Source organism: Natrinema sp. 74, assembly GCF_046097095.1.
Taxonomy (GTDB): Archaea; Halobacteriota; Halobacteria; order Halobacteriales; family Natrialbaceae; genus Natrinema.
The window spans coordinates 3,292,428-3,311,119 of the sequence record NZ_CP175698.1 but is presented as its reverse complement, the minus strand read 5'-3'; the positions used below and the strand labels follow the sequence as shown (position 1 = coordinate 3,311,119).

The 18,692-nt window shown below is 63.5% G+C and carries 23 protein-coding genes; 9 read left to right on the top strand and 14 right to left on the bottom strand.

The genetic code is table 11. The features are described from left to right. Positions 1 to 60: 60 nt before the first annotated feature. The 4 genes from rsmA to ACJ70B_RS16460 all read right to left on the bottom strand — a co-directional run bounded on the left by rsmA (position 61) and on the right by ACJ70B_RS16460 (position 2,464). Positions 61 to 954 (bottom strand): 16S rRNA (adenine(1518)-N(6)/adenine(1519)-N(6))-dimethyltransferase RsmA, encoded by an 894-nt coding sequence (rsmA, locus tag ACJ70B_RS16475; protein ID WP_408958080.1) that lies wholly within the window; start codon positions 952 to 954, stop codon positions 61 to 63. A gap of 101 nt (positions 955 to 1,055) precedes the next feature. Next, positions 1,056 to 1,655, bottom strand: coding sequence for a DUF655 domain-containing protein (locus ACJ70B_RS16470; RefSeq protein WP_408958079.1), 600 nt, complete (start codon positions 1,653 to 1,655; stop codon positions 1,056 to 1,058). A gap of 136 nt (positions 1,656 to 1,791) precedes the next feature. After that, positions 1,792 to 2,148: an RNA polymerase Rpb4 family protein gene (locus tag ACJ70B_RS16465; RefSeq protein ID WP_408958078.1), complete on the bottom strand. Its 357-nt coding sequence runs from the start codon at positions 2,146 to 2,148 to the stop codon at positions 1,792 to 1,794. Between the two features lie 7 nt (positions 2,149 to 2,155). Beyond that, a complete protein-coding gene (locus ACJ70B_RS16460) occupies positions 2,156 to 2,464 on the bottom strand; it encodes a 50S ribosomal protein L21e (RefSeq protein ID WP_408958077.1) in 309 nt (102 codons plus the stop codon). Between the two features lie 240 nt (positions 2,465 to 2,704). On the opposite strand from ACJ70B_RS16460, the gene ACJ70B_RS16455 reads away from it, so the two are divergent. After that, a complete protein-coding gene (locus tag ACJ70B_RS16455) occupies positions 2,705 to 3,874 on the top strand; it encodes a cystathionine gamma-synthase (RefSeq protein WP_408958076.1) in 1,170 nt (389 codons plus the stop codon). Between the two features lie 45 nt (positions 3,875 to 3,919). Here the strand turns inward: ACJ70B_RS16455 and ACJ70B_RS16450 are convergent, their stop codons facing one another. Next, the gene (locus ACJ70B_RS16450) at positions 3,920 to 4,915 is read right to left on the bottom strand and encodes a hypothetical protein (RefSeq protein ID WP_408958075.1); all 996 of its coding nucleotides are present in this window, start codon (positions 4,913 to 4,915) and stop codon (positions 3,920 to 3,922) included. Between the two features lie 142 nt (positions 4,916 to 5,057). On the opposite strand from ACJ70B_RS16450, the gene ACJ70B_RS16445 reads away from it, so the two are divergent. Then, positions 5,058 to 5,738 (top strand): MBL fold metallo-hydrolase, encoded by a 681-nt coding sequence (locus ACJ70B_RS16445; RefSeq protein WP_408958074.1) that lies wholly within the window; start codon positions 5,058 to 5,060, stop codon positions 5,736 to 5,738. A 56-nt stretch (positions 5,739 to 5,794) separates the two neighbouring features. Further along, a complete protein-coding gene (locus tag ACJ70B_RS16440) occupies positions 5,795 to 6,232 on the top strand; it encodes a hypothetical protein (RefSeq protein ID WP_408958073.1) in 438 nt (145 codons plus the stop codon). 101 nt (positions 6,233 to 6,333) lie between these two features. Here the strand turns inward: ACJ70B_RS16440 and ACJ70B_RS16435 are convergent, their stop codons facing one another. The 3 genes from ACJ70B_RS16435 to ACJ70B_RS16425 all read right to left on the bottom strand — a co-directional run bounded on the left by ACJ70B_RS16435 (position 6,334) and on the right by ACJ70B_RS16425 (position 7,910). Further along, the gene (locus ACJ70B_RS16435; RefSeq protein ID WP_408958072.1) at positions 6,334 to 7,344 is read right to left on the bottom strand and encodes an AI-2E family transporter; all 1,011 of its coding nucleotides are present in this window, start codon (positions 7,342 to 7,344) and stop codon (positions 6,334 to 6,336) included. Positions 7,345 to 7,452: 108 nt separating this feature from the next. Further along, positions 7,453 to 7,719, bottom strand: coding sequence for an elongation factor 1-beta (locus tag ACJ70B_RS16430; protein ID WP_408958071.1), 267 nt, complete (start codon positions 7,717 to 7,719; stop codon positions 7,453 to 7,455). An 11-nt stretch (positions 7,720 to 7,730) separates the two neighbouring features. Beyond that, positions 7,731 to 7,910 carry an HVO_2753 family zinc finger protein gene (locus tag ACJ70B_RS16425; RefSeq protein ID WP_408958070.1) on the bottom strand — a complete coding sequence of 60 codons (180 nt, stop codon included), beginning with the start codon at positions 7,908 to 7,910 and terminating at the stop codon, positions 7,731 to 7,733. Between the two features lie 269 nt (positions 7,911 to 8,179). On the opposite strand from ACJ70B_RS16425, the gene nreA reads away from it, so the two are divergent. From nreA to nhaC, 3 genes are all read left to right on the top strand, one after another. Then, complete coding sequence (gene nreA, locus ACJ70B_RS16420) at positions 8,180 to 9,481, top strand: DNA repair protein NreA (RefSeq protein ID WP_408958069.1); 1,302 nt, start codon at positions 8,180 to 8,182, stop codon at positions 9,479 to 9,481. 222 nt (positions 9,482 to 9,703) lie between these two features. Continuing rightward, a complete protein-coding gene (locus ACJ70B_RS16415; protein ID WP_408958068.1) occupies positions 9,704 to 9,910 on the top strand; it encodes a hypothetical protein in 207 nt (68 codons plus the stop codon). Between the two features lie 315 nt (positions 9,911 to 10,225). Continuing rightward, on the top strand, positions 10,226 to 11,665 hold the full coding sequence (nhaC, locus tag ACJ70B_RS16410; RefSeq protein ID WP_408958067.1) for a Na+/H+ antiporter NhaC: 1,440 nt from the start codon (positions 10,226 to 10,228) through the stop codon (positions 11,663 to 11,665). Positions 11,666 to 11,671: 6 nt separating this feature from the next. On the opposite strand, the gene ACJ70B_RS16405 is transcribed toward nhaC, so the two are convergent. From ACJ70B_RS16405 to ACJ70B_RS16390, 4 genes are all read right to left on the bottom strand, one after another. Next, the gene (locus ACJ70B_RS16405; protein WP_408958066.1) at positions 11,672 to 12,754 is read right to left on the bottom strand and encodes an AI-2E family transporter; all 1,083 of its coding nucleotides are present in this window, start codon (positions 12,752 to 12,754) and stop codon (positions 11,672 to 11,674) included. Between the two features lie 99 nt (positions 12,755 to 12,853). Then, positions 12,854 to 13,291: a DUF302 domain-containing protein gene (locus ACJ70B_RS16400; RefSeq protein ID WP_408958065.1), complete on the bottom strand. Its 438-nt coding sequence runs from the start codon at positions 13,289 to 13,291 to the stop codon at positions 12,854 to 12,856. A gap of 63 nt (positions 13,292 to 13,354) precedes the next feature. Next, on the bottom strand, positions 13,355 to 14,050 hold the full coding sequence (locus ACJ70B_RS16395) for a type II CAAX prenyl endopeptidase Rce1 family protein (RefSeq protein ID WP_408958064.1): 696 nt from the start codon (positions 14,048 to 14,050) through the stop codon (positions 13,355 to 13,357). Between the two features lie 4 nt (positions 14,051 to 14,054). Then, complete coding sequence (locus ACJ70B_RS16390) at positions 14,055 to 14,342, bottom strand: DUF5789 family protein (protein WP_408958063.1); 288 nt, start codon at positions 14,340 to 14,342, stop codon at positions 14,055 to 14,057. A gap of 167 nt (positions 14,343 to 14,509) precedes the next feature. On the opposite strand from ACJ70B_RS16390, the gene ACJ70B_RS16385 reads away from it, so the two are divergent. Both ACJ70B_RS16385 and ACJ70B_RS16380 read left to right on the top strand, forming a co-directional pair. Continuing rightward, positions 14,510 to 15,502 carry a hypothetical protein gene (locus ACJ70B_RS16385; protein WP_408958062.1) on the top strand — a complete coding sequence of 331 codons (993 nt, stop codon included), beginning with the start codon at positions 14,510 to 14,512 and terminating at the stop codon, positions 15,500 to 15,502. Between the two features lie 115 nt (positions 15,503 to 15,617). Beyond that, entirely contained in the window at positions 15,618 to 15,887 is a 270-nt protein-coding gene (locus tag ACJ70B_RS16380) for a HalOD1 output domain-containing protein (protein ID WP_408958061.1), read from the top strand. A 67-nt stretch (positions 15,888 to 15,954) separates the two neighbouring features. On the opposite strand, the gene ACJ70B_RS16375 is transcribed toward ACJ70B_RS16380, so the two are convergent. After that, positions 15,955 to 16,440: a metal-dependent hydrolase gene (locus ACJ70B_RS16375; protein WP_408958060.1), complete on the bottom strand. Its 486-nt coding sequence runs from the start codon at positions 16,438 to 16,440 to the stop codon at positions 15,955 to 15,957. Positions 16,441 to 16,561: 121 nt separating this feature from the next. Continuing rightward, positions 16,562 to 17,080, bottom strand: a complete 519-nt coding sequence (locus ACJ70B_RS16370; RefSeq protein ID WP_408958059.1) for a CinA family protein — start codon at positions 17,078 to 17,080, stop codon at positions 16,562 to 16,564. A 135-nt stretch (positions 17,081 to 17,215) separates the two neighbouring features. On the opposite strand from ACJ70B_RS16370, the gene ACJ70B_RS16365 reads away from it, so the two are divergent. Next, entirely contained in the window at positions 17,216 to 18,640 is a 1,425-nt protein-coding gene (locus ACJ70B_RS16365; protein WP_408958058.1) for a S8 family serine peptidase, read from the top strand. Positions 18,641 to 18,692: the final 52 nt, after the last annotated feature.

Genomic DNA, 18,692 nt, shown 5'->3' with positions numbered 1-18,692 from the left:
TGGTTAAGGCACTCCCGCGTGACGCAAGCAGCCCGTTTTGACTCGAGGAGTGAGCCCGATTTACTCCTCGAGATCGCCCACGTCCATCGCGAGCCGTGCCAGCGCGGCGAACTCGGCCGGGGCCATCGCGCCCGCACGCTTTCGAAGGACATCCTCGTCGGCCGCCTCGACGACCGCTTCCGGCTCGCCGAGTCCGGAGATGTGTGCCGTGTTCCGAATCGCATTGCGGATCGTCTTCCGGCGCTGCGTGAACAGCGCTTTGACGAATCGTAGGAAAAACTCCTCGTCGTCGACTTCGTAGTCGGGTTCGCGCGGCACCGCCCGCACCACCGCGCTCTGAACCGCCGGCTGTGGCTCGAACGCCTCTTTCGGAATCGATTCGACGAGTTCCACGTCGGCGAAGTGCTGACTCGAGACCGAGAGCCGGCCGTACTCGCTCGTTCCGGGCTCGGCGACCATCCGCTCGGCGAACTCCCGTTGAAACATCAAGACGAGCGGCTTTTCGGCTGGAAAGAGCCGGAATGCGATCTCGCTCGAGACGCCGTAGGGGAGGTTCGATACCGACGCCGAGAAGTCGGGCAACTCGACCTCGAGCGCGTCGCCCTCGATCACGGTCAGCCGATCGGCTGCGATCTCGTCGGCGAACTCCTCGCGCAGAAATGCGGCGAGTTCGTGGTCGCGCTCGACGACGGTCACCTCGTCACCGACCGCGAGTAGCCGGTCCGTCAGCGCGCCCGTGCCACCCCCGATCTCGAGCAGGTGGCTCGTCTCGCCGTCGCTCTCCACTGCCTGCGAGGGATCACCGCCCGCGGTATCTATGGCGCGTTGCGCCTCGCGATCCGTGAGATAGGTCGGCAACCGGTCCAGCACGCGATCGTCGACGAGGAAGTGCTGGTCGCGGTCCGGATCGCCGCGGACGCCCGCCCGAGCGATCAGTCCGTCTGGGTCTCTCATTGCCGGCGTTACGGATGGGGACGGTGTAAACGCACCGTCTCGAATTCGATCGGCGATCCTCGTCCGGCGGTCGCGATCGTTCGACCCGCAGAAGAGCGGACTCAGTCCGTGTTCTGTTCCTGTTCCCGGCGACCGACGAACGTCTGATATTTGAGATCGTCGTCGCGCAACTCCTCTAAGATGCGCTCGACGAGGATCTCGTCGGGATCGTGTAACCCCGAGACGCGCTCCGAAAGTTCCTCGAAGCTCTCGAAGGGCTTTCGCTTTCGCTCGTCTAAGATGCTGTTACGGAGCTTCTTCCCGATCCCCGGCAGCAGGTTCAACTGGTGAAGTCGCAGCGTGATCGGCTGGGCGTCGTTGTAGAAGTCGACGAACCGCTCTTCGTTTTCCTCGACGAGATCAGCGACGACGTACTCGAGTTCCGACTGCGCGCCCGAGGAGAGATCCTCGTATTCGACGCGGTGGGCTTCGGTGACGACATCGCGCTCGGCGGCCGGTTCGACGACGACCTCGCTGCCGATCGTGAGCCGCTCGTCCTCGTCGAAGGCGACCTGATAGAGCTGAAAGTCCTCGATCCCGACGGCGTAGCCCGCCGGCGACTTCGCGTACTGCGGTCGGCCGTCATCCGACAGCCCGTGTGCGAGGTAGTCCAACACGACCGCGCGCCGAACGTCTCTCTCATCGCGATCAGCTTCGCTCATTGGTTTACGGTACGGTAACGGCGTACTTAAAGAGTCGCCCCGCTTTCCGGCTCCAGCTCGGTGGCCGATCACGGAGATTCGTCTGCGAGACTCACGTCTCACCGCTATCGGATACGAAAACCGGTTCGAGCGTGAGTCAGGCGTACTGCGCGACGACGTTGAGAATCTCGTCGAGTTCGTCCCCCGACAACGAGTAGCGCTGCTGTGCGTAGACCGACCGGAGCTCGTCTCGGTCTCGTGGCAGGAGGTTCGCGATCTTATAGGCCGTCGGCTCGTCGACCTTCTCGAGGTCCTGCAGGTCGTCGACGAGCGCTTGAGCTTCCTCGGGCTCCAAGACGGCGAACCGGTTCGCGTGTTCGATCGCCCGCGCGAGCTCGTAGCGTAGCTCGCGATCCTCGTCCATCGCGCGTTCGGCTTCGATGTCGGCGAGCAGCTCCTTCGTTTCCGAGACCGTCAGGAACTCCTCGTCGACGATCTCTTTGAAGATCGTCATCCTGCGGTTAGATTCGGCTCTTCTCCTGATTTTGCGCGCGCAGGTGGGCCGCGGTGACGAGCAGCGTCTTGTCCGAGCCGCCGTCGTTGATCTGGACTTTGAACGCACTGCCCTGTTTCCCGATGACTTCGCCGGTGCGACCGTCGAATCGCGGGTGGAAACGTCCGTCCGGAACGCTGGGGTCGATCTTCAGGTGGACCTTTTCGCCTGCTTCGTACTCCTGGATCGCGCGCTGTGGCGGCGACGTACCGCGATCTCGGGGGTCGTTCGCGAGCTTTCGCCGGGTTCCCTGACGAGGGCCATTAGATTTCGGCATAGTCGTACGACCGGGTTGTCCGGTGACGGTTATAAAACACACGTATTACGCCCACCTTTTGCTCCTCGGGATTCCTCGCTGCGCGAGGAACCGCTCGGAGCAAAAATCTGGACCAAAAAGGCCGCGCTCGCTCCGCTCGCGCGGTACTCCCTTACGACTCCGCGAGCCGTCTCGCCGCCGCTGACCATTTCAGCCTCCCCGTCCCAAACAGTGATCCGACCGCGGGTTGCCCGTTTCCGTATGGACGACGATCACGACCGCCGGATCGAGACCAGATCGATCCACGCCGGCCAAGCGCCTGACCCCGAGACCGGCGCGCTGATGACGCCAATTCACGCCAACTCGACGTACGAGCAGGACGCGCCCGGCGATCACCGCGGCTACGAGTACTCCCGCACCGGGAACCCGACGCGGACGGACCTCGAGGAAAACCTCGCAAGCCTCGAGAACGCCGAGTACGGCCGTGCGTTCGCCAGCGGGATGGCCTCGATCAATACGGTCCTGAACCTCCTCGAGGCCGGCGACCACGTCGTGACGGGCAACGACGTCTACGGCGGCACCCACCGCATCTTCACGCAGGTCTACGAGGACTACGACCTCGAGTTTTCCTTCGTCGATATGACCGATCTCGACGAGATCGCGGCTGCGTTCCGCGAGGAGACGGCGCTACTGTGGCTCGAGACCCCCACTAATCCGCTCATGTCGATCGTGGATATCGAGGGGGCGGCCGAGATCGCCCACGACAACGATGTGCTCTGTGCGATCGACAACACGTTCGCAACGCCGTACCTCCAGCGACCACTCGACCTTGGCGCGGATATCGTCTCGCACTCACTGACCAAGTACCTCGGCGGTCACTCCGACGTGGTCGGCGGCGCGCTGATGACCGACGACGAGGAACTGGACGAACGGCTTGGCTTCTTCCAGAACTCTGTCGGGGCGACGCCCGGCCCCTTCGAGTGTTTCCTCGTGCTCCGTGGAACGAAGACCCTCCCCGTCCGCATGGATCGCCACTGCGAGAACGCGCGGGCCGTCGCCACGTGGCTCGAGGACCACCCTGATGTCGACCGGGTCTACTACCCCGGTCTCGAGTCCCACCCCGGCCACGAGATCGCCGCCGATCAGATGGACGACTTCGGCGGGATGTTGAGCTTCGAACTCGACGCGAGTCCGGAGGAGGCCAGCGCGGTCGTCTCGAACACCGAGATCTTCACGCTCGCGGAGAGTCTTGGCGGGGTGGAAAGCCTGATCGAACAGCCCGCGCCGATGACCCACGCTGCGATTCCCCGCGAGGAACGGCTCGCGGCCGGGCTCTCGGACAGCCTGATTCGCGTCTCGGTCGGCATCGAGCACGTCGACGACCTGATCTCGGATCTCGAGACGGCAATCGACGCGGCCCTCTCGTCGTAACGCAAGCCTCGAGTCGGCCCGCGTTCGCGGCCCGAAATCTGGCGCTTACTTGAGGCCTTCGCTCGTGACGTGATAGCCCAGTATCCGCTCGAATCCCTCGAGGTAGGCCTCGATATCAACGCTGTCGATTTCGGATGCGAACCGCGTCGCGTTCTCGTATTCGGCGCGCCAGCGCGCCAGAAAGTGGTCTTCGACATCAGACTCAGCGATCGTATCGATGGTCGAACAGACGACCGCATCGGTCGGATTGCGTCGGAGCGTCCGAATTCGGTCCCGCGATACGATGTCGTTTTCGAGCGCGTGGACGACGACGCCGGAACTGCAGTCGCCCTCGGCGAGTTCTCGCTTCCAGGTCGAGATCCAGTTGCCGATGCGGGCCATCCGCTGGGTTCGATCGCAGACTCGGCGCAGCAGCGACAATTCGTCGGAATCGAACGCTTGTGCGTTCGCGAGATCGATATCCGCGTACACGTATATCATCATGTTGTGGACGTCGTGTGCCCAGAGCTCGCGCTCCGAGACGAGCCCCGGGTTGTCGTTCGCGAGATACGAGTACTCGACCGCTCGAAAGACCTGTCGGAGGTCGAACTGCAGAAGTTCCGTGAACTCTGCGGTGCGGGGCCCAGACTCGTACAGCGTCGCAAACTCCTCCCAGACGTCCGTCAGAAATCGGACGACGTCGCCGTCGACGTCGCGGCGTGAGGGGACGGGCCGCCGGTCGCTATACGGAATCTTCGTCAGTTCGTCGAAGGTCGCTCGATCGCCGTGCCGTTCGGCGACATCGTCCGCAACGACGGCGAAAACCGACGCGACTAACTTCGCGTCGCGGACGGGACACGCGCGGTCGTCGTCGACACACGAGAGCCGAAACGTCGGAAAGAGGTGATAGAGCCAGCGCCAGAGGAACCGATCTCTGTCGGCGGCGATATCGTCGTACGAGTCGAGCAGCGGAAGGGCGGTATCGGGGAGGTCCTGTCGTCGAACGGCCGCAACCGGATTTCCGTCGATGTCAGGGATGGGGACTGGAGACTCGTTCCGCATCACCTACATGATGAAATTCACATGTGATAAAGTTATGTATTCATATGAATAGGTCTATGAAGTTTCCGACTAGACTCTGCTCCGAATCGGCCGCTCGCCGCGGCCACCCACACATATCGTGGTGGCGGCGAATGTGGCCCATATGGCGGAGAACACCGGAATCCACGCACTGCCGATCACAGTCGAGTACGACGGCCGATCGATTACGATCACCCCCGCAGTCGTCGAAACTAACCGCGGACTCGTTCTACTCGACGTCGGTCCCGAGGGTGCCGTCGGCCCCCTCGAGACCCACTTGACGAGTCTCGGGTACGAACTCGCGGACATCTGGCTGGTGGTCCTCACGCACCACGACGGGGACCACGCGGGCGGGCTAGCGGAATTAGTAGAGCGGGTCGACGCGGTCGTCGCGACCCACCGCGAGGAAGCGCCGTACGTCTCGGGCGAGCGCGACCCGATCGCGGGCGATGGGGATCGCTATCCGCCAGTCGACGTCGACCTCGAGTTGGCCGACGGGGTTCGAATCCCGACGCTCGGCGGACCGATGGCAGTCGTGGCGACGCCCGGTCACGCGCCGGGTCACGTCTCGCTGTACTTCCCCGACGGGAACCTCCTTATTGCCGGCGACGCCCTCGTCGCGGACGGCAGCGAGGGTAAACTTGCCGGTCCGAAACCACGTTTCACACCCGACATGGACCGCGCGATGGAGTCTGTCGGCTCGTTGGCCGCACTCGAGGTCGACCACACGCTGTGTTATCACGGGGGATACGTCGACCGGGGAAGCAAACGGATCGGGGAGATCTACGACCGACGGCGCGAGTGAGCGACGGACGGATCGAAGCGGAATTCTCATCGGTCTCGAACACCAATCGACGGGCAATGCGTCTCGAACTCCGCGTCTGTCAGCACTGTCTCGAGGGCGATCACGGCAACGAACAGCGGACGGCCCTTCTTAACGATATGGTCAACTGCGCCGAGCAGATCAAAGAACACAGGGAAGTCATCGACCTCGATGAGGTGCACATCCGCAGAGTGAGAGACGACGAACCCGGAAAGCCGGAGGCACTACCGGTCGTCTCGGCGACGATTCAGAACGACCAGGTCGTGCTGAACGACACACAACTCGTCGCGGAGGGGCAAGACGGGAACATGCTTCTGTACGCCAACCCCGACGACGTACTGACGGTACTCGCCGGTAACCTAGACGAGATCAACAAGGCCGTCGCCGAAGACGTGACCGTCGATCTCTCGCCCGTCGGTGCGGAGATCGTTTCTCAGGCCGATCTGGGCGCGAACCGGGATCGAAACCCGAACTGATACGGACCACTGGACGTACTCAGTTTCGGCGTCTCCGGGACCCGCTTCCGAGGGACGCCGATACCCAGGTACGGCAGATCGTATGAGTCGTCAGGCGTCGATCACCTCACAGGTCGGTGGATTACGCCGTAGTAGTCCCCCAGTACTTCGATCGCCGTCAGGGCGAACCCGATGAGCAGCGGGCCGATAAACAGGCCGACTGGGCCGAGGAGATAGGTTCCGCCTAAGATGCCGACGAAGATCACCGCCGAGTGGAGCTCGGAACCGCGATCGATCAACACCGCTCGGAGATAGTCGTCCGTCACGGCGACGGACGTAAGCCCCCAGATAACGACGAACGCCGCCGACAGTGCGCGACCGTTGAAAAGGAGATAGAGCACTGCACCGCCAAGGATCGGTGCGACGCCGACGATAGGAACGAGCGCCAACACCATCATCGCGACCGTCAGGATCGCGGCCTCGGGAACGCCGGTAACGAAGAGGGCAACGCCCGCGACGGCCCCCTGAATGAACGCGACGAGGACGTGCCCCTTGAGGATCGCCCACGTCATGCGGTTCGTCGCGGCGATCAGTTCGTCGTTCACCCCCGGCGGAAGCGGCGTTATCCGCCTGACCCACTCGACGGCCCGGTCGCCGTCCTTGAGGAGGTAGTAGAGGACGAATACGAGCAACAGAAAGCCAAGAAACGAGTGAAAGCCGACGCTCACGACCGAAGAGACGCTGCCACTTGCGTACGCCGTAATCCGATCGGTCGCGCGCTGGGCGAGGGGCCGAATCGGAACGGTCATCCCGAACCGCTGTTCGAGAACCTGATTTACCTGCCCAAGTACCTGCGACCGCGACACGTTCTCGAGCAGCGTGCTGGCCTGTTCGAGTATCACTGTTACGCTAAGTATCAGCGAGCCGATGATGACGACCACGACGAGCAGTGCGAGCACGCCGGCGGAAATGCGCGTTCCGACGCGGTCCTCAAGTCGCCGGTGGACGGGTGTGAGAACGAACGCGAGCAGGCCCGTCACGAGCAGCCACGACAGAAACGGCTGTACGAGAACCCAGAGGATCGCGACCGACACGGCCACCAGTGCCCAGGCGAACACCGTTCGGGCGTCCATCAGCCGTTCCGAACGCTCCCGCGACGAAAGGCGTTCGGGGTGGCAATGCCGGAGTCGGGACTAGTCGATCGTGACAGGATCGAAACGACGAAACAGTCCGCGCCGGCGTTAGATCCGGCCGACGTTCTCGACGCCGACGCTTTCGACGCCGTCGACATCAGCGAAGTTCTCCTCGACGGTCTCGGTTCCGCCCGCATCGTCGGGAACGATCACGGTCGGGTAGAGGGCGACGAGTCCGAACGCGACCTCGTCACGTTCGACGCCGTTAATCTTTGCACCCTCGGGGAGAGCGCTCTCGAGGCGCTCTTGGAGTGCGTCGAGATCGATATCGGGGCTGTCCGGCATGACCTTGATTTTGGCAGCAACTTTTCCCATCGAAGAACACCTTATGGGCCGGTGAATCCGCAGTCGGGACACTCATAGAGGTTGCTCTGCTTGCGACATTTGGCACAGCGGTAGATCTGCTGGCCGCAGTCGGGACACTTGAACGCGGCGGCGTTCGTGCCCGCGATGTTGAGCCCACAGGAGACACAGGTGCGCGTCTCTCGATCGTCGGTCGTACTCATACACCTCTTTTTCCGCCCGCCGTTTTTAACGGTTGTCTTTCGACGGCTCCCGGCCGCCGGCCGGAGTGCGATGCGAGACGCCGCGCGCATATCGGTGTGGGTCGATCTATCGACGCGTTTTCCGACTCTGAAAATGCGCTGCTGGGTACTTATTGATCGGGGCCAACAGTGGAAACGAGGTTCGGTGGTCGACGCCCGACCGAACCTCTGCCTCTGACATCCTTCCCGGAACTCAACATTCAACACCGTGTGGTCCCTATCTCGAGCGAATGCGCCTCGACGAGTACATCGAGGAGTTAGAGCCAGACGAGGAGGCAAAGCGCCGCCACCTCGCCAAGGAAAAGTCCTACGCGATCACGGACCATTTAGCGGAGTTCGAACAGCGGTTCGACGACGCGCTGAGCGGCGACACCCTCGTCGGCTCGACCTCGCCGTCGATCTTCGTCGGGCGGTCGAACTACCCCGACATCCCCGTCGGGCTGCTCTCGCCGGTCGGCGACGAGGACGACGCCGCGGAGTACGTCACCGACGGCGACTGGTACCGCCAGGGGTACGCCATCGACGACGTACTCCAGCGTCGGACCGGGCTGTTGAACTCGAGCAAGCGCGCGAACGTCGATTCGCCCTCGATCGCGAGTCGACTGACGCCGAACGTCCACGACGCCTGGAGCGGGTTCGTCGGCGTCCAGCGAGAGGTCGCGATCGCCGACCGGCCGGTCGACCTCGAGATCGGACTGAACGACACGCCGGATCTCGGCCTCGATACCGGCACGGACGTGGCGACGCCGCGCGGCCCGCGTGCCAACGCCCGGAACGCGGAGCTGCGGGAGAATCCGTACGTTCCCCGACCGGTCAAGAAGACCCTCGAAGATGACGACTGGCAGGCAGAAGGAGCGATGACCTACCTCTATCGCCGGGGCTTTGACGTCTACGACATCAACTCGATCCTCTCTGCCGGCGCGCTTGGCCAGACCGAACAGCGCCGGCTGGTCCCGACGCGGTGGTCGATCACGGCCGTCGACGACACCGTCGGGAAGTACCTGCGCGGGCGCATTCGGAACGCACCAAGCATCGACGACGTTCAGGTCTGGGCCAACGAGTACATGGGCAACCGCTACTGGATCATCCTCGCGCCCGGCAACTGGGAGTTCGAACTCGTCGAGATGAAAGCGCCCGGCAGCATCTGGAACCCCGATCCCGAGGACAACGTCTGGATGGCCAGCGCCGCGGAAGGATACGAGGGACGCTCGAGCTACGTCGAGGAGACCGCAGGGGCCTACTACGCCGCCCGACTGGCCGTCTTAGAGCACCTCGAGTCGATCGGCCGGCAGGCGAAGTGTCTGGTGCTGCGCGAGGTGAGCGACGACTACTGGGCGCCCGTCGGCGTCTGGCAAGTTCGCGAGAGCGTTCGCAACGCCTTCGAGGGAGAGTACGGCGAGTCCGAGACCTTCCACCAGGCGGTCGCCGAGGTCGCGACGCAGTTGCCGGTCACCCACGATCGCCTCCGTCGGAAGTCCGAACTCGCGGCTGGACTGCAGTCGAATCTCAGCGCATTCTCCGCTCGAGAGTAGTGGGCTACGGTCGTGTTCGATACAGGCGATCTACGTACCGCTCGGCCGATCAACCCACGATAGCAGGACGCCTCGCTTCGGTCCATCACTTCCCGAACACACTATTCAACGTTCTCCTCCTCGAGCACGCTATTTACTGACCGTTTCCTCCTCGAGCGCACTATTCAACGAGCCATGTGGGTCCGACCCCATGCCTAAATCGCTCGAGCGTCTTCGGCCGGTATGGCCCTGGCGCTCGTCAGCACCGAATTCCTTACCGCGGTGGGACTGCTCGTCGTTCTCGTCGGCGTCCCGCTGTTCGTTCTCGCGGTCATCGCCGTCGTCACCGGATACATCCAGCACGACACCGAGCAGTATCTCGAGGAACTCGAGACCGCCGAGGGCGTGGAAGCCGCCGACGGCAGCGAGTTGGCTGACGACCGCCGTTAACGACCGATCCGATCGACCAATCGTCTTCGAGTACTGCGAGTCGTCTTGTACCGTCTCGAGCCACATCACATTGCCTCGAGTCGCATCGACCATTCCATTCGCTCGGTATCGCGGTCGATACTGACCATCGATCGGTACCGATCGAGACTGGACGTTTCTGTTCACCACTAGCCGTCGATATTCACCGTTGTCCGCCACTGTATCGCCCGAAAACGTCACTGTGAATACCTGTGAACCGTCCGTCAACATTCTCCGATAGATTATCATTGATAATAAGGCGCGCATCTTTTATTCCTCAGCCGCATACGCCGGGTGATGTCACTCGATTTCACTCCGACGACGATCGAGGATCTCGAGCCGGAGCGACGGCCGTCTGTCGCGCTCGCGCTCGTGCCGGTGCTCGCCGTCGTCGTCTTTCTCGGCGTGGGCTCTGCCGTCCTCGGGATGGCTCCCCACGTTCCGCTGCTGTGGAGTATCGCCTTCACGGGCGCCTTCGGCTACTATCTGGGCTATTCGTGGGAGGACCTCTACGACGGAATCGCCGACAGCCTCCTGATGGGGCTCCAGGCGCTGCTGATCATCTTCACGATCTACGCGCTGATCGCGACTTGGGTCGACGCCGGGACGATTCCGGCGCTGATGTACTACGGCCTCGAATTGCTGAACCCGACGGTCTTCCTGCCCGTCACGGTGATTTTCGCCGCCGTCGTCGCGTTCTCGATCGGCTCCTCATGGACGACGGTCGGAACGCTCGGCGTCGCCTTCGTCGGGATCGGTGCGGGGCTCGGCATTCCCGCGCCGATGACCGTCGGTGCGGTCATCTCAGGGGCCTACGCCGGCGACAAGCAGTCGCCGCTGTCTGACACGACCAACCTCGCTGCCGGCGTGACGAACACGCCGCTGTACGACCACATCCGCCGCATGCGGACGGGGACGGCCATTGCGTTCGGCCTCACGGTGGCCGGGTTCGCCGTGCTCGGCCTCCGAGCGGGCGGTGAGATTCCCGTCGGTCGGGTCGCCGAGATTCAGACCGCGCTCGCGGGTACGTACGACCTCTCCGTGCTCGTCTTCGTGCCCCTGATCGTCACCTTCGGCCTCGCGCTCTACGGCTACCCCGCGCTCCCGACGCTCGTCGCCGGCGTCTTCGCCGGCGTCGGAACCTCGATCCTCATTCAGGGAACCGGCTTCGTCACCGCCTGGGAGGTCTTCATGAGCGGCACCGAACCCGAGACCGGCGCTACTCTCGTAAACAATCTCCTCAAGACCGACGGGCTCACCGGCTCGGCCTGGACCATCACGGTCGTCGTCGCTGCGCTCACGCTCGGGGGCCTGCTCGAGAAGACCGGCGTGCTCGCGGTGCTCGCACATCGCCTCTCCCAGGGCGTCCGGAGTTCCGGCGGCCTGATCGCCGGCACTGGCATCTCCGCGATCGCAATCAACGTGTTGACGGCCCAGCAGTACATGAGCATCCTTCTCCCCGGGATGACGCTGCGGAACCTCTACGAGGAGTTCGGGCTGGACAGCGACGAACTCTCGCGGGCCGTCGAGGCCGCCGGGACGCCGACCGGCGCGCTCATTCCGTGGCACGCCGGCGGCGTCTTCATGGCCACTACGACCAACGTCGCAACCCTCGAGTACGCGCCGTTCTACCTGTTCGGATTCCTGTCGCCGCTCGTGTTGTTCGGGATGACCCTGACCGGGTTCGGCATTCCGACGACGGACAGAGCGACCGAACGAGCGCAGTACGCCGACTGAGCAGCGTCACTTCTGGGCGGGCCGTGGCCGGTCTCGGTTTTCGTCCGTACACGAGTCACCTCCCGCCGCCACCGCGGGCGACACGAGGTCGTTCGTGACCGTCAGTACGCCCTTGAACACCGCGAGGACGACGGGGCCGACGAACAGCCCCACGATTCCGAACGCGTAGCTGCCGCCGACGACGCCGAGCAGGGCCATCGCCGGATGAAGGTCGGAACCCCGATCGACGAGGATGGCCCGCAGATAGTTGGCGGCGACCGTCAGAACGACGAGTCCGTACCCCAGCAGGAACGATCCACGAACGAGCCCACTCGAGGTTGCGTGCGCGACCGTGACCGGGGCCCAGACGAGCCAGACGCCGATCGTGGGCAGAAACGAGACGAGAACGAGGATCACTGTCAACGTGGTCGCATACGGGACACCGAAGAGCGCGAGCCCCAGGCCGCCCAGGATCCCCTGTACGACCGCGACGAACACGTGGCTTCGGAGAACCGCCCAGATGACGGTGTGGATCGCCGTGAGCAACTCATCGAATACGCGTGGCTCGAGCGGCGCGACCGTTCGGAGCCAGTCGACGACGGCCGGACCGTCGACGAGCAGGTAGTAGAGCAGGAAAGCGGCGGCGATCACGCCGACCGCCGCGTCGATGCCGACCGAGGCGATTTCGACGATCCGAGCCAACGTCAGTTCCGTTGCGTTCGAGACCGCGCCCTCGAGTTCCGACTGTACGACAGTCTCGAGGGCGGCGGTCGCCTCTTCGCCCATCCCGAGTTCGGTCCGTGCGAGCTCGCTGCCATATGCGGCGATCCGCTCACCGTCGAACGACTCGAGGGTCGAGGCCGTCGTCCGGAGCACGACCAGCGACGCGAGCAACAGCGGAACGACGCCGGCGACGACGGTAACCCCAGCCAGCGCGAGGCCGGCGGTCCGTGCGCCGATACGCGGTGCTAACCGCTCGTAGGCCGGTCGGAGGACGACCGCGAGCAGGCACGCCGCCAGCACGTACTCGAGCAGCGGGAGGACCACGACGCCGGCGAGTCCGCCGAGTACGCAGACGAGGAGGGCGAAAACCGCCGTCCGCGCGTCCATATGTCATTCTCTCTATTCGAACGCATAAGTGTTGATATGCGTGACTGTATTCTCGATCGAACGGTCGGCGAGCACTGCCGAAACGGCGTTCGTCGCGTACTAGAGGTTCTCGTACGCCTCGGAGACCATCGCGCTGGTTTCGTCGACGATTTCCTGCCAGTTCTCATCGTCGGGCGCGATGCCGAGCAGCCGCGCGATCTTCATGATCGAGACGTGGTAGACGACCTGTCGGCCGGGTTCCGCTTCCCAGATAACGACGTTACAGGGGAACAGCGCTCCCATCTCCTCGGTCACGTCGAGAACTCGATCCGCGATCGCCGGATTGCATGCGCCCAGCACGTAGTAGGGATCGCGGTCGGCGTCGACCTTCTCGTTGAGCAGGTCTGAGGGCGAGAACTCGGCCGGAACGCCGAAGCCGACGTTCGTGAATACTTCGCGCGTGTGCTCGATGGCCTCCTCGTGGTCCATCTCGAGAACCGCGCGGTGTTCGCCATAATCTTCGGGGTCGATCTGCGTCGGGTCGATGGGCAGCGTCATACGTGATGGTTGGTCGCCTCGCCTCTTATAGGTCGCTGCCGGGTGCCCCGATCGCGAGACTCGTCAGAGGGGAATCGGCAGCCACTCGAGGTACCGCAAGACGACCGTCGGATCGAACAGCGGTTCGTGTAACACCAGCCAGTCGAGGAGGACGAGGCCGCCGCCGTGGGCCAGCACCGACGGGAGGATGGAGTCCGATTTGTAGTCGACGGCACCGAACAGGACGTCCGTCGGCCCCGACAGCAGGAATTCGACCGGCGGCTTCGAGGAGTGATGCAGCATGTAGACTACGGGGCTGATGAACACCGCACCGAAGCCGAGTTCCCGGACACCGACACAGAGCAGCCCGCGGTAGTAGGTCTCGGCGGCCAGCGCGAGGGTCAGCAGTTTGAGCGCGTGCGGGATGAACGCACCCGGCGCAGTGGATGTCTCCCAGATCGGGTAAAACGCGCGGATCGTCGGGAACGTCGAACCGACGAGATAGAACGGGAGCACGAATAGCGCTAACAAGACGGTGTTTCGGAGCGCGATCCGATCGACGCGCCAGCCGATGCGACGGCCGTGGGTGAATCCGAGCACGAGCGGGCCGGCGATCAACAACACGCTATCGATGACGACCCGCCGGTCGAACCCGTTCGGGACGAGGTGGGTCCAGAGCACCGCGATGACGGCCCCAAGGAGCAACGACTTCTGAACCCAGGTCAGGCCCGTCAGCCGTCGATACCAGCGGCTGTCGCGGTGATCCGACTCGGAGGCCACGGTGTTACTTGTCCGCCGTCGGAACCGGTCCGGTCCCGATCACGTCTCGAACGTGGCGCTCGAACTCCTGGTGGCGCTGGAAGTACGTCTCCTCGACCGACTCGAGGACGCCACCAAGTTCGCGGGGGCCGTCGGGCGTCCGGATGACGGAATCACCCTCGAGGCGGTCGACTTCGCTCTTCTCTTTCGGCCAGGTCAGTCGCGAGCTCACGCGGGCGAGCGGTGCGCCCTCGACGGGGGTGTGCTCTCCGAGCGTGACGGCCGGCTCCGCATCCTCGTCCTCGTCGCTCATAGGCCGTCGTTTGTGAGGGCAGCGATTCAAGCTTTCGTTTCGGCCGATCCGCTCGTTCTTCCGTACAGCATCGACCGGCTCCGCCCCGTCTGGTTGGCGCTGTACCTCTCTGATATCTGAACTGTGTCTGACGTATCGTTTTGTGGCGGGCCGCCAAACGGCTCCGTATGACAAGCCTGACGGAGGTCTACGACGGGACCGCGCGGGGGGTGACGAGTCGTCGACTGTACGCGGGAACGACGCTCGTCTTGCTCGGCGCGCTTCTGGCCGTCGTGGCCGTTCTCGTCGCGACGACGGACCTCTTCGGCGGCTACGCGGTCGAACTTGCGCCGTCGATCGCCGACGCCCTCGCTCCCATCCGTGTCGGCGGTGCACTCGCCGGCCTCAGTATCCCGACCGCCCTCGTCGGCGTTTTCATCGTTCTACCGACCGGCCGTCGCGTTCGGGCCGCCGCCGCGATTAGCGCGAGTCTCTGTCTGCTCGGGGTCGCCCTCTTCTGGTACGCCTACCCGTATCACTGGCGGGGCTACGGCCAACAACTGACCCTCGAGGTCTCCGCGGTTTACCTGCTCGGGCTCCTGGCCGCGGTCTGGTGTCTGTTCGCCGCCGTCGCGACGTTCAAGCGACGCAACGACCCCGGTGGCAACCTCGAGATGAACGTCACTCGCCACAACAAGACCGTTCTCGAGGTCGACGACGCTGAGGAGCCGAGTGGACTCGGCGGTATCGGCTTCCTCGGTGGCACCCCCGACGGAGACGTGGAAACACAGACTAACGCAGACGCCGGCGCGGGGCAGAACGGTGGCGAGGCCGCGACGCTCTCGTCCGGCAAGGACTCGAGCAATCGCCGGTCATCGCGGTCGACCGGCAACCGACCCACCGGCTCCGCCCCCGGTCGACGCGTCGGCGCTGCGACCAGTGACGGCGGGTCCGCCAACACAGACATCACCTCGCCGCTCGATTCCGGCGACGATCACGACGCGGAGGTCGTCACATCGTCGACCGAGCGGCCGGCCGCCCCGACGGATCGCTACTGCGGGAACTGCGAACACTTCGAGTACGTCCGCTCCTCGGACGGAATGGTGCCCTACTGTGCCCGCCACGAGACGGCGATGGACGACATGGACGCCTGCGAGGAGTGGACGCCGAACCGCCGGTAACGGTCGCGCTCATCTCGAGGGGAACGTCGGTTTTGATTTTGCCCGACGCTCTGGAACGAAATAATCACAGCATACCTAAGTGGAATCTCGGTTCCGAGTAACATGGGACCGAGAGATGGGGAACGAACTCTTCCGCGGTCGATACGTCTGGTCGAGTACGACGCCGACCGTCGCCATCGTCAACGCGATCGCCGGCATCGAGAACGTCGAGTCGACCGATCTCCCGGCGGTGCTCGATACGCACCTGTACGATCACGTGGATCCGGAAGCGCTCGATACGCTCGTCACGACCAGTTCAGATCCCGAACTATCCTTCGTCGTCGGCGACTATCGCGTCGAGATCGACGGAAACCAGCTATCGATCACGCTTTCTGGCGATCGCTAACGGGGGTACCGTTCGCTCGTTGCTCGCTGTCAGACGCGATGCGGACGAGCGACAGCGGCCGTGGCCGTCAGATCCCGAGGAACTGTCGGCCCAGTTCGAAGCCCTGCTGTGGAAGTTCGAACGCGACGATGCCGGCCAGCAGCAGTTCGCCGCCGGTAACGGCGACCATCATGAGATCGGCGCGTTCGCTGCTGACCGCGACGCCGATCGGTAGTCCGAACTCCTCCTCCCAGACCGGATAGAAGAGCGCGATCCCGCGCTTGCTCCCCGCGACGTCGAGGACGTAATGGGTCAATACGCCGATCCAGACGTACTCGAGGTTCCCGAACACGTAGGGAAAGGCGACGAAAGCGGCCAGAATCGGCAGGTTATGCAAGGTCTTCCGGTGCCTGCCGAAGGCCGTGTCGACGTCCGGAAAGAGCGCCCCCAGCGTCACTGGTACGCCGATCATCACGATCGTCCTGAACGTCTCGAGGTCCCCCGTCGGCTCGAGCAGGTAGCCAAGCCCGATGCTCAACAGGACGGCATTGAGTACATGTCCCTTCTTGTTCATCTACTCGCCCCTGAGGCGGCAGACGGGGAATAGTTTTCTCTCGTGAAACTCGCTTTCCTGTCACTATCACAACACCAGACGAAAACGAGAGACGAACGGAACGTGTTCAAGAACGCGACCGTCAGCGCGACTCGAGTTCGACGAGCAGGTCCTCGAGGGCCCGGTCGACGGTTTTGGCACGAACGTCGGCGCGGTCGCCGTCGAACTCGTAGCGGGAGACGGTCGCGTACGACTCTTCGCTCCCCCAGGGAGCCGCGTACGCGACGCCGATGTAGACGGTGCCGACGGGGATTTCGTCGCTTCCGCCAGTGGGACCGGCAACGCCGGTCGCCGAGACGCCCCAGGTCACATCCGCGACGTCACGAATTCCCTGGGCCATCTCGCGGGCGACCGGCTCGGAGACGGCACCGTGTTCGTCCAGTGCCTCGCGACTGACCCCGAGGTGGCGGCGCTTGGCGTCGTAGGCGTAGGTCGTCAGCCCGGCGTCGAAGTAGTCACTCGCGCCGGGTATAGCGGTGATCGCCGCGCCGATCAGGCCACCGGTACAGGATTCGGCGATGGCCAGCGTCTCCCCGGTGTCTCGCAGGGTATCGCCGACGTCCATCGGCAGATCGCGGTCGACGTCGTCGTTCTGTTCCATGGCTCGAGTGAGGGGCCGCCGGGTTGTCAAATCGTCGGGAGTTGCACGAGCATATTATACAATTCCTGTGATAGTATTTAAAATATGAAATTAATAAGTTATTTAACAAATGGGAATGTATATTGCTCTGCCATCATGGAACGCATCAGCAGTCCCTCGAGACGGTCAGTGATCAAAAGAATCGCTGGAAGCAGTATCGTCGGCGGCATCGGAACCGCCAGTGCAAGCGACCGGGCAGCACCGGACGATCACGAGGTATACATCGTTCTGGGAGGGGGCACTGGGCTTCGTTCTCGACTTGCGAGTGTCGGATTCGACGTTCGACACGAGTTAGCAGATGGGGCGGTCTTCATCGTCTACGGGCCGAAATCAAAGTCCGATGAGCTTCGATCAGTGGCAACCGTCACGGCCGCCATCGCGAACGAAACGTACGTTTTCGACGATATCGAGCAGAGCGAGGGTGAGGCGGTACGAAAAGACGAGCCGTTGTCCAACAAACAATGGGACAAACAGCTCGTTCGCGCAGACGCGGCGCACGACCAGGCGACGGGCGAGGGAACGACGATGGCAATTATCGACTCCGGAGTTAGTTTCGGCCATCCGGATCTCACATCACAGGTTGACACCGACCGAAGTCGACTCGTTCGGAACGCACACGTACACGCCGGAACGGGTGAAGTGCGGACGGCCACGAAACCAGGAAAGATCCTGAAGCCAACTGGCCAAGTCACGCAATCCGTCGCAGCGGACGTCGACGGCCACGGATCTCACGTCGCCGGCATCGCCGCTGCACCGCGAAACAGCACCGGTATCGTCGGAATGGCTCCCAATACGTCGATCGTCTCGCTTCGCACGATGTTTTTCGAACCCGTCTACTCCGTCGGCGGTACCACCTACAGCCAACTGATTGGGACGCTCGCCGATATCCTCATCGCGATCGACTACGCCGCCGACCTCGGTGTCGACGTTATCAACGTCAGCGTTCGGGGGATCCGACCAAACAATAGCCGCGCATTCGCTGCGGTCCGCCGCGTCGTACAGTATGCGATGCGGCGGGGGGTCGTAGTCGTGGCTGCTGCGGGTAACAGAGGAGTCAACGTGGACAGAGAATCCGCTTACGTACTCCCGGCCGAAACACCTGGAACGGTGACCGTCGGAGCGACTGGTCCGACCGACACACGCAGCTTCTATTCGAACTACGGCGATGGAACAATCGATATCGCTGCCCCTGGTGGGGGTTACGAGACGCGAGCGAAGACACGGACGTCCGATCCCGCTGTGGTTAAATATCCGTCCCCGACGAACTACGTTCTCTCGACAGTTCCGGAGTCAATCTACGGAAACCGGTACTTGTACAAGCCGGGCACGTCGATGGCGGCACCACAGGTCGCTGGACTCGCCTGTCTGCTCCGCGAACTCGCGCCCGACCTGCACCCACGGCGCGTGCGACAGGCGATCACGCAGAGCGCCGTTTCGCTTTCGGGCAAGTACACCGATGGGCTCGGAGCCGGCCGGATCGACGCATCCGCTGCACTCGATCGCATCTCGGATCGGCTCTAGGGACGCTCACTCGGCACTCGCCGTGTCGGAGTGGGGTACGGTACAGCCCCAT

Coding starts and splice junctions, on each gene's coding strand:
- rsmA (WP_408958080.1), bottom strand. CDS start 954: ATGAGAGACCCAGACGGACTGATCGCTCGGGCGGGCGTCCGCGGCGAT.
- ACJ70B_RS16470 (WP_408958079.1), bottom strand. CDS start 1,655: ATGAGCGAAGCTGATCGCGATGAGAGAGACGTTCGGCGCGCGGTCGTG.
- ACJ70B_RS16465 (WP_408958078.1), bottom strand. CDS start 2,148: ATGACGATCTTCAAAGAGATCGTCGACGAGGAGTTCCTGACGGTCTCG.
- ACJ70B_RS16460 (WP_408958077.1), bottom strand. CDS start 2,464: ATGCCGAAATCTAATGGCCCTCGTCAGGGAACCCGGCGAAAGCTCGCG.
- ACJ70B_RS16455 (WP_408958076.1), top strand. CDS start 2,705: ATGGACGACGATCACGACCGCCGGATCGAGACCAGATCGATCCACGCC.
- ACJ70B_RS16450 (WP_408958075.1), bottom strand. CDS start 4,915: ATGCGGAACGAGTCTCCAGTCCCCATCCCTGACATCGACGGAAATCCG.
- ACJ70B_RS16445 (WP_408958074.1), top strand. CDS start 5,058: ATGGCGGAGAACACCGGAATCCACGCACTGCCGATCACAGTCGAGTAC.
- ACJ70B_RS16440 (WP_408958073.1), top strand. CDS start 5,795: ATGCGTCTCGAACTCCGCGTCTGTCAGCACTGTCTCGAGGGCGATCAC.
- ACJ70B_RS16435 (WP_408958072.1), bottom strand. CDS start 7,344: ATGGACGCCCGAACGGTGTTCGCCTGGGCACTGGTGGCCGTGTCGGTC.
- ACJ70B_RS16430 (WP_408958071.1), bottom strand. CDS start 7,719: ATGGGAAAAGTTGCTGCCAAAATCAAGGTCATGCCGGACAGCCCCGAT.
- ACJ70B_RS16425 (WP_408958070.1), bottom strand. CDS start 7,910: ATGAGTACGACCGACGATCGAGAGACGCGCACCTGTGTCTCCTGTGGG.
- nreA (WP_408958069.1), top strand. CDS start 8,180: ATGCGCCTCGACGAGTACATCGAGGAGTTAGAGCCAGACGAGGAGGCA.
- ACJ70B_RS16415 (WP_408958068.1), top strand. CDS start 9,704: ATGGCCCTGGCGCTCGTCAGCACCGAATTCCTTACCGCGGTGGGACTG.
- nhaC (WP_408958067.1), top strand. CDS start 10,226: ATGTCACTCGATTTCACTCCGACGACGATCGAGGATCTCGAGCCGGAG.
- ACJ70B_RS16405 (WP_408958066.1), bottom strand. CDS start 12,754: ATGGACGCGCGGACGGCGGTTTTCGCCCTCCTCGTCTGCGTACTCGGC.
- ACJ70B_RS16400 (WP_408958065.1), bottom strand. CDS start 13,291: ATGACGCTGCCCATCGACCCGACGCAGATCGACCCCGAAGATTATGGC.
- ACJ70B_RS16390 (WP_408958063.1), bottom strand. CDS start 14,342: ATGAGCGACGAGGACGAGGATGCGGAGCCGGCCGTCACGCTCGGAGAG.
- ACJ70B_RS16385 (WP_408958062.1), top strand. CDS start 14,510: ATGACAAGCCTGACGGAGGTCTACGACGGGACCGCGCGGGGGGTGACG.
- ACJ70B_RS16380 (WP_408958061.1), top strand. CDS start 15,618: ATGGGGAACGAACTCTTCCGCGGTCGATACGTCTGGTCGAGTACGACG.
- ACJ70B_RS16375 (WP_408958060.1), bottom strand. CDS start 16,440: ATGAACAAGAAGGGACATGTACTCAATGCCGTCCTGTTGAGCATCGGG.
- ACJ70B_RS16370 (WP_408958059.1), bottom strand. CDS start 17,080: ATGGAACAGAACGACGACGTCGACCGCGATCTGCCGATGGACGTCGGC.
- ACJ70B_RS16365 (WP_408958058.1), top strand. CDS start 17,216: ATGGAACGCATCAGCAGTCCCTCGAGACGGTCAGTGATCAAAAGAATC.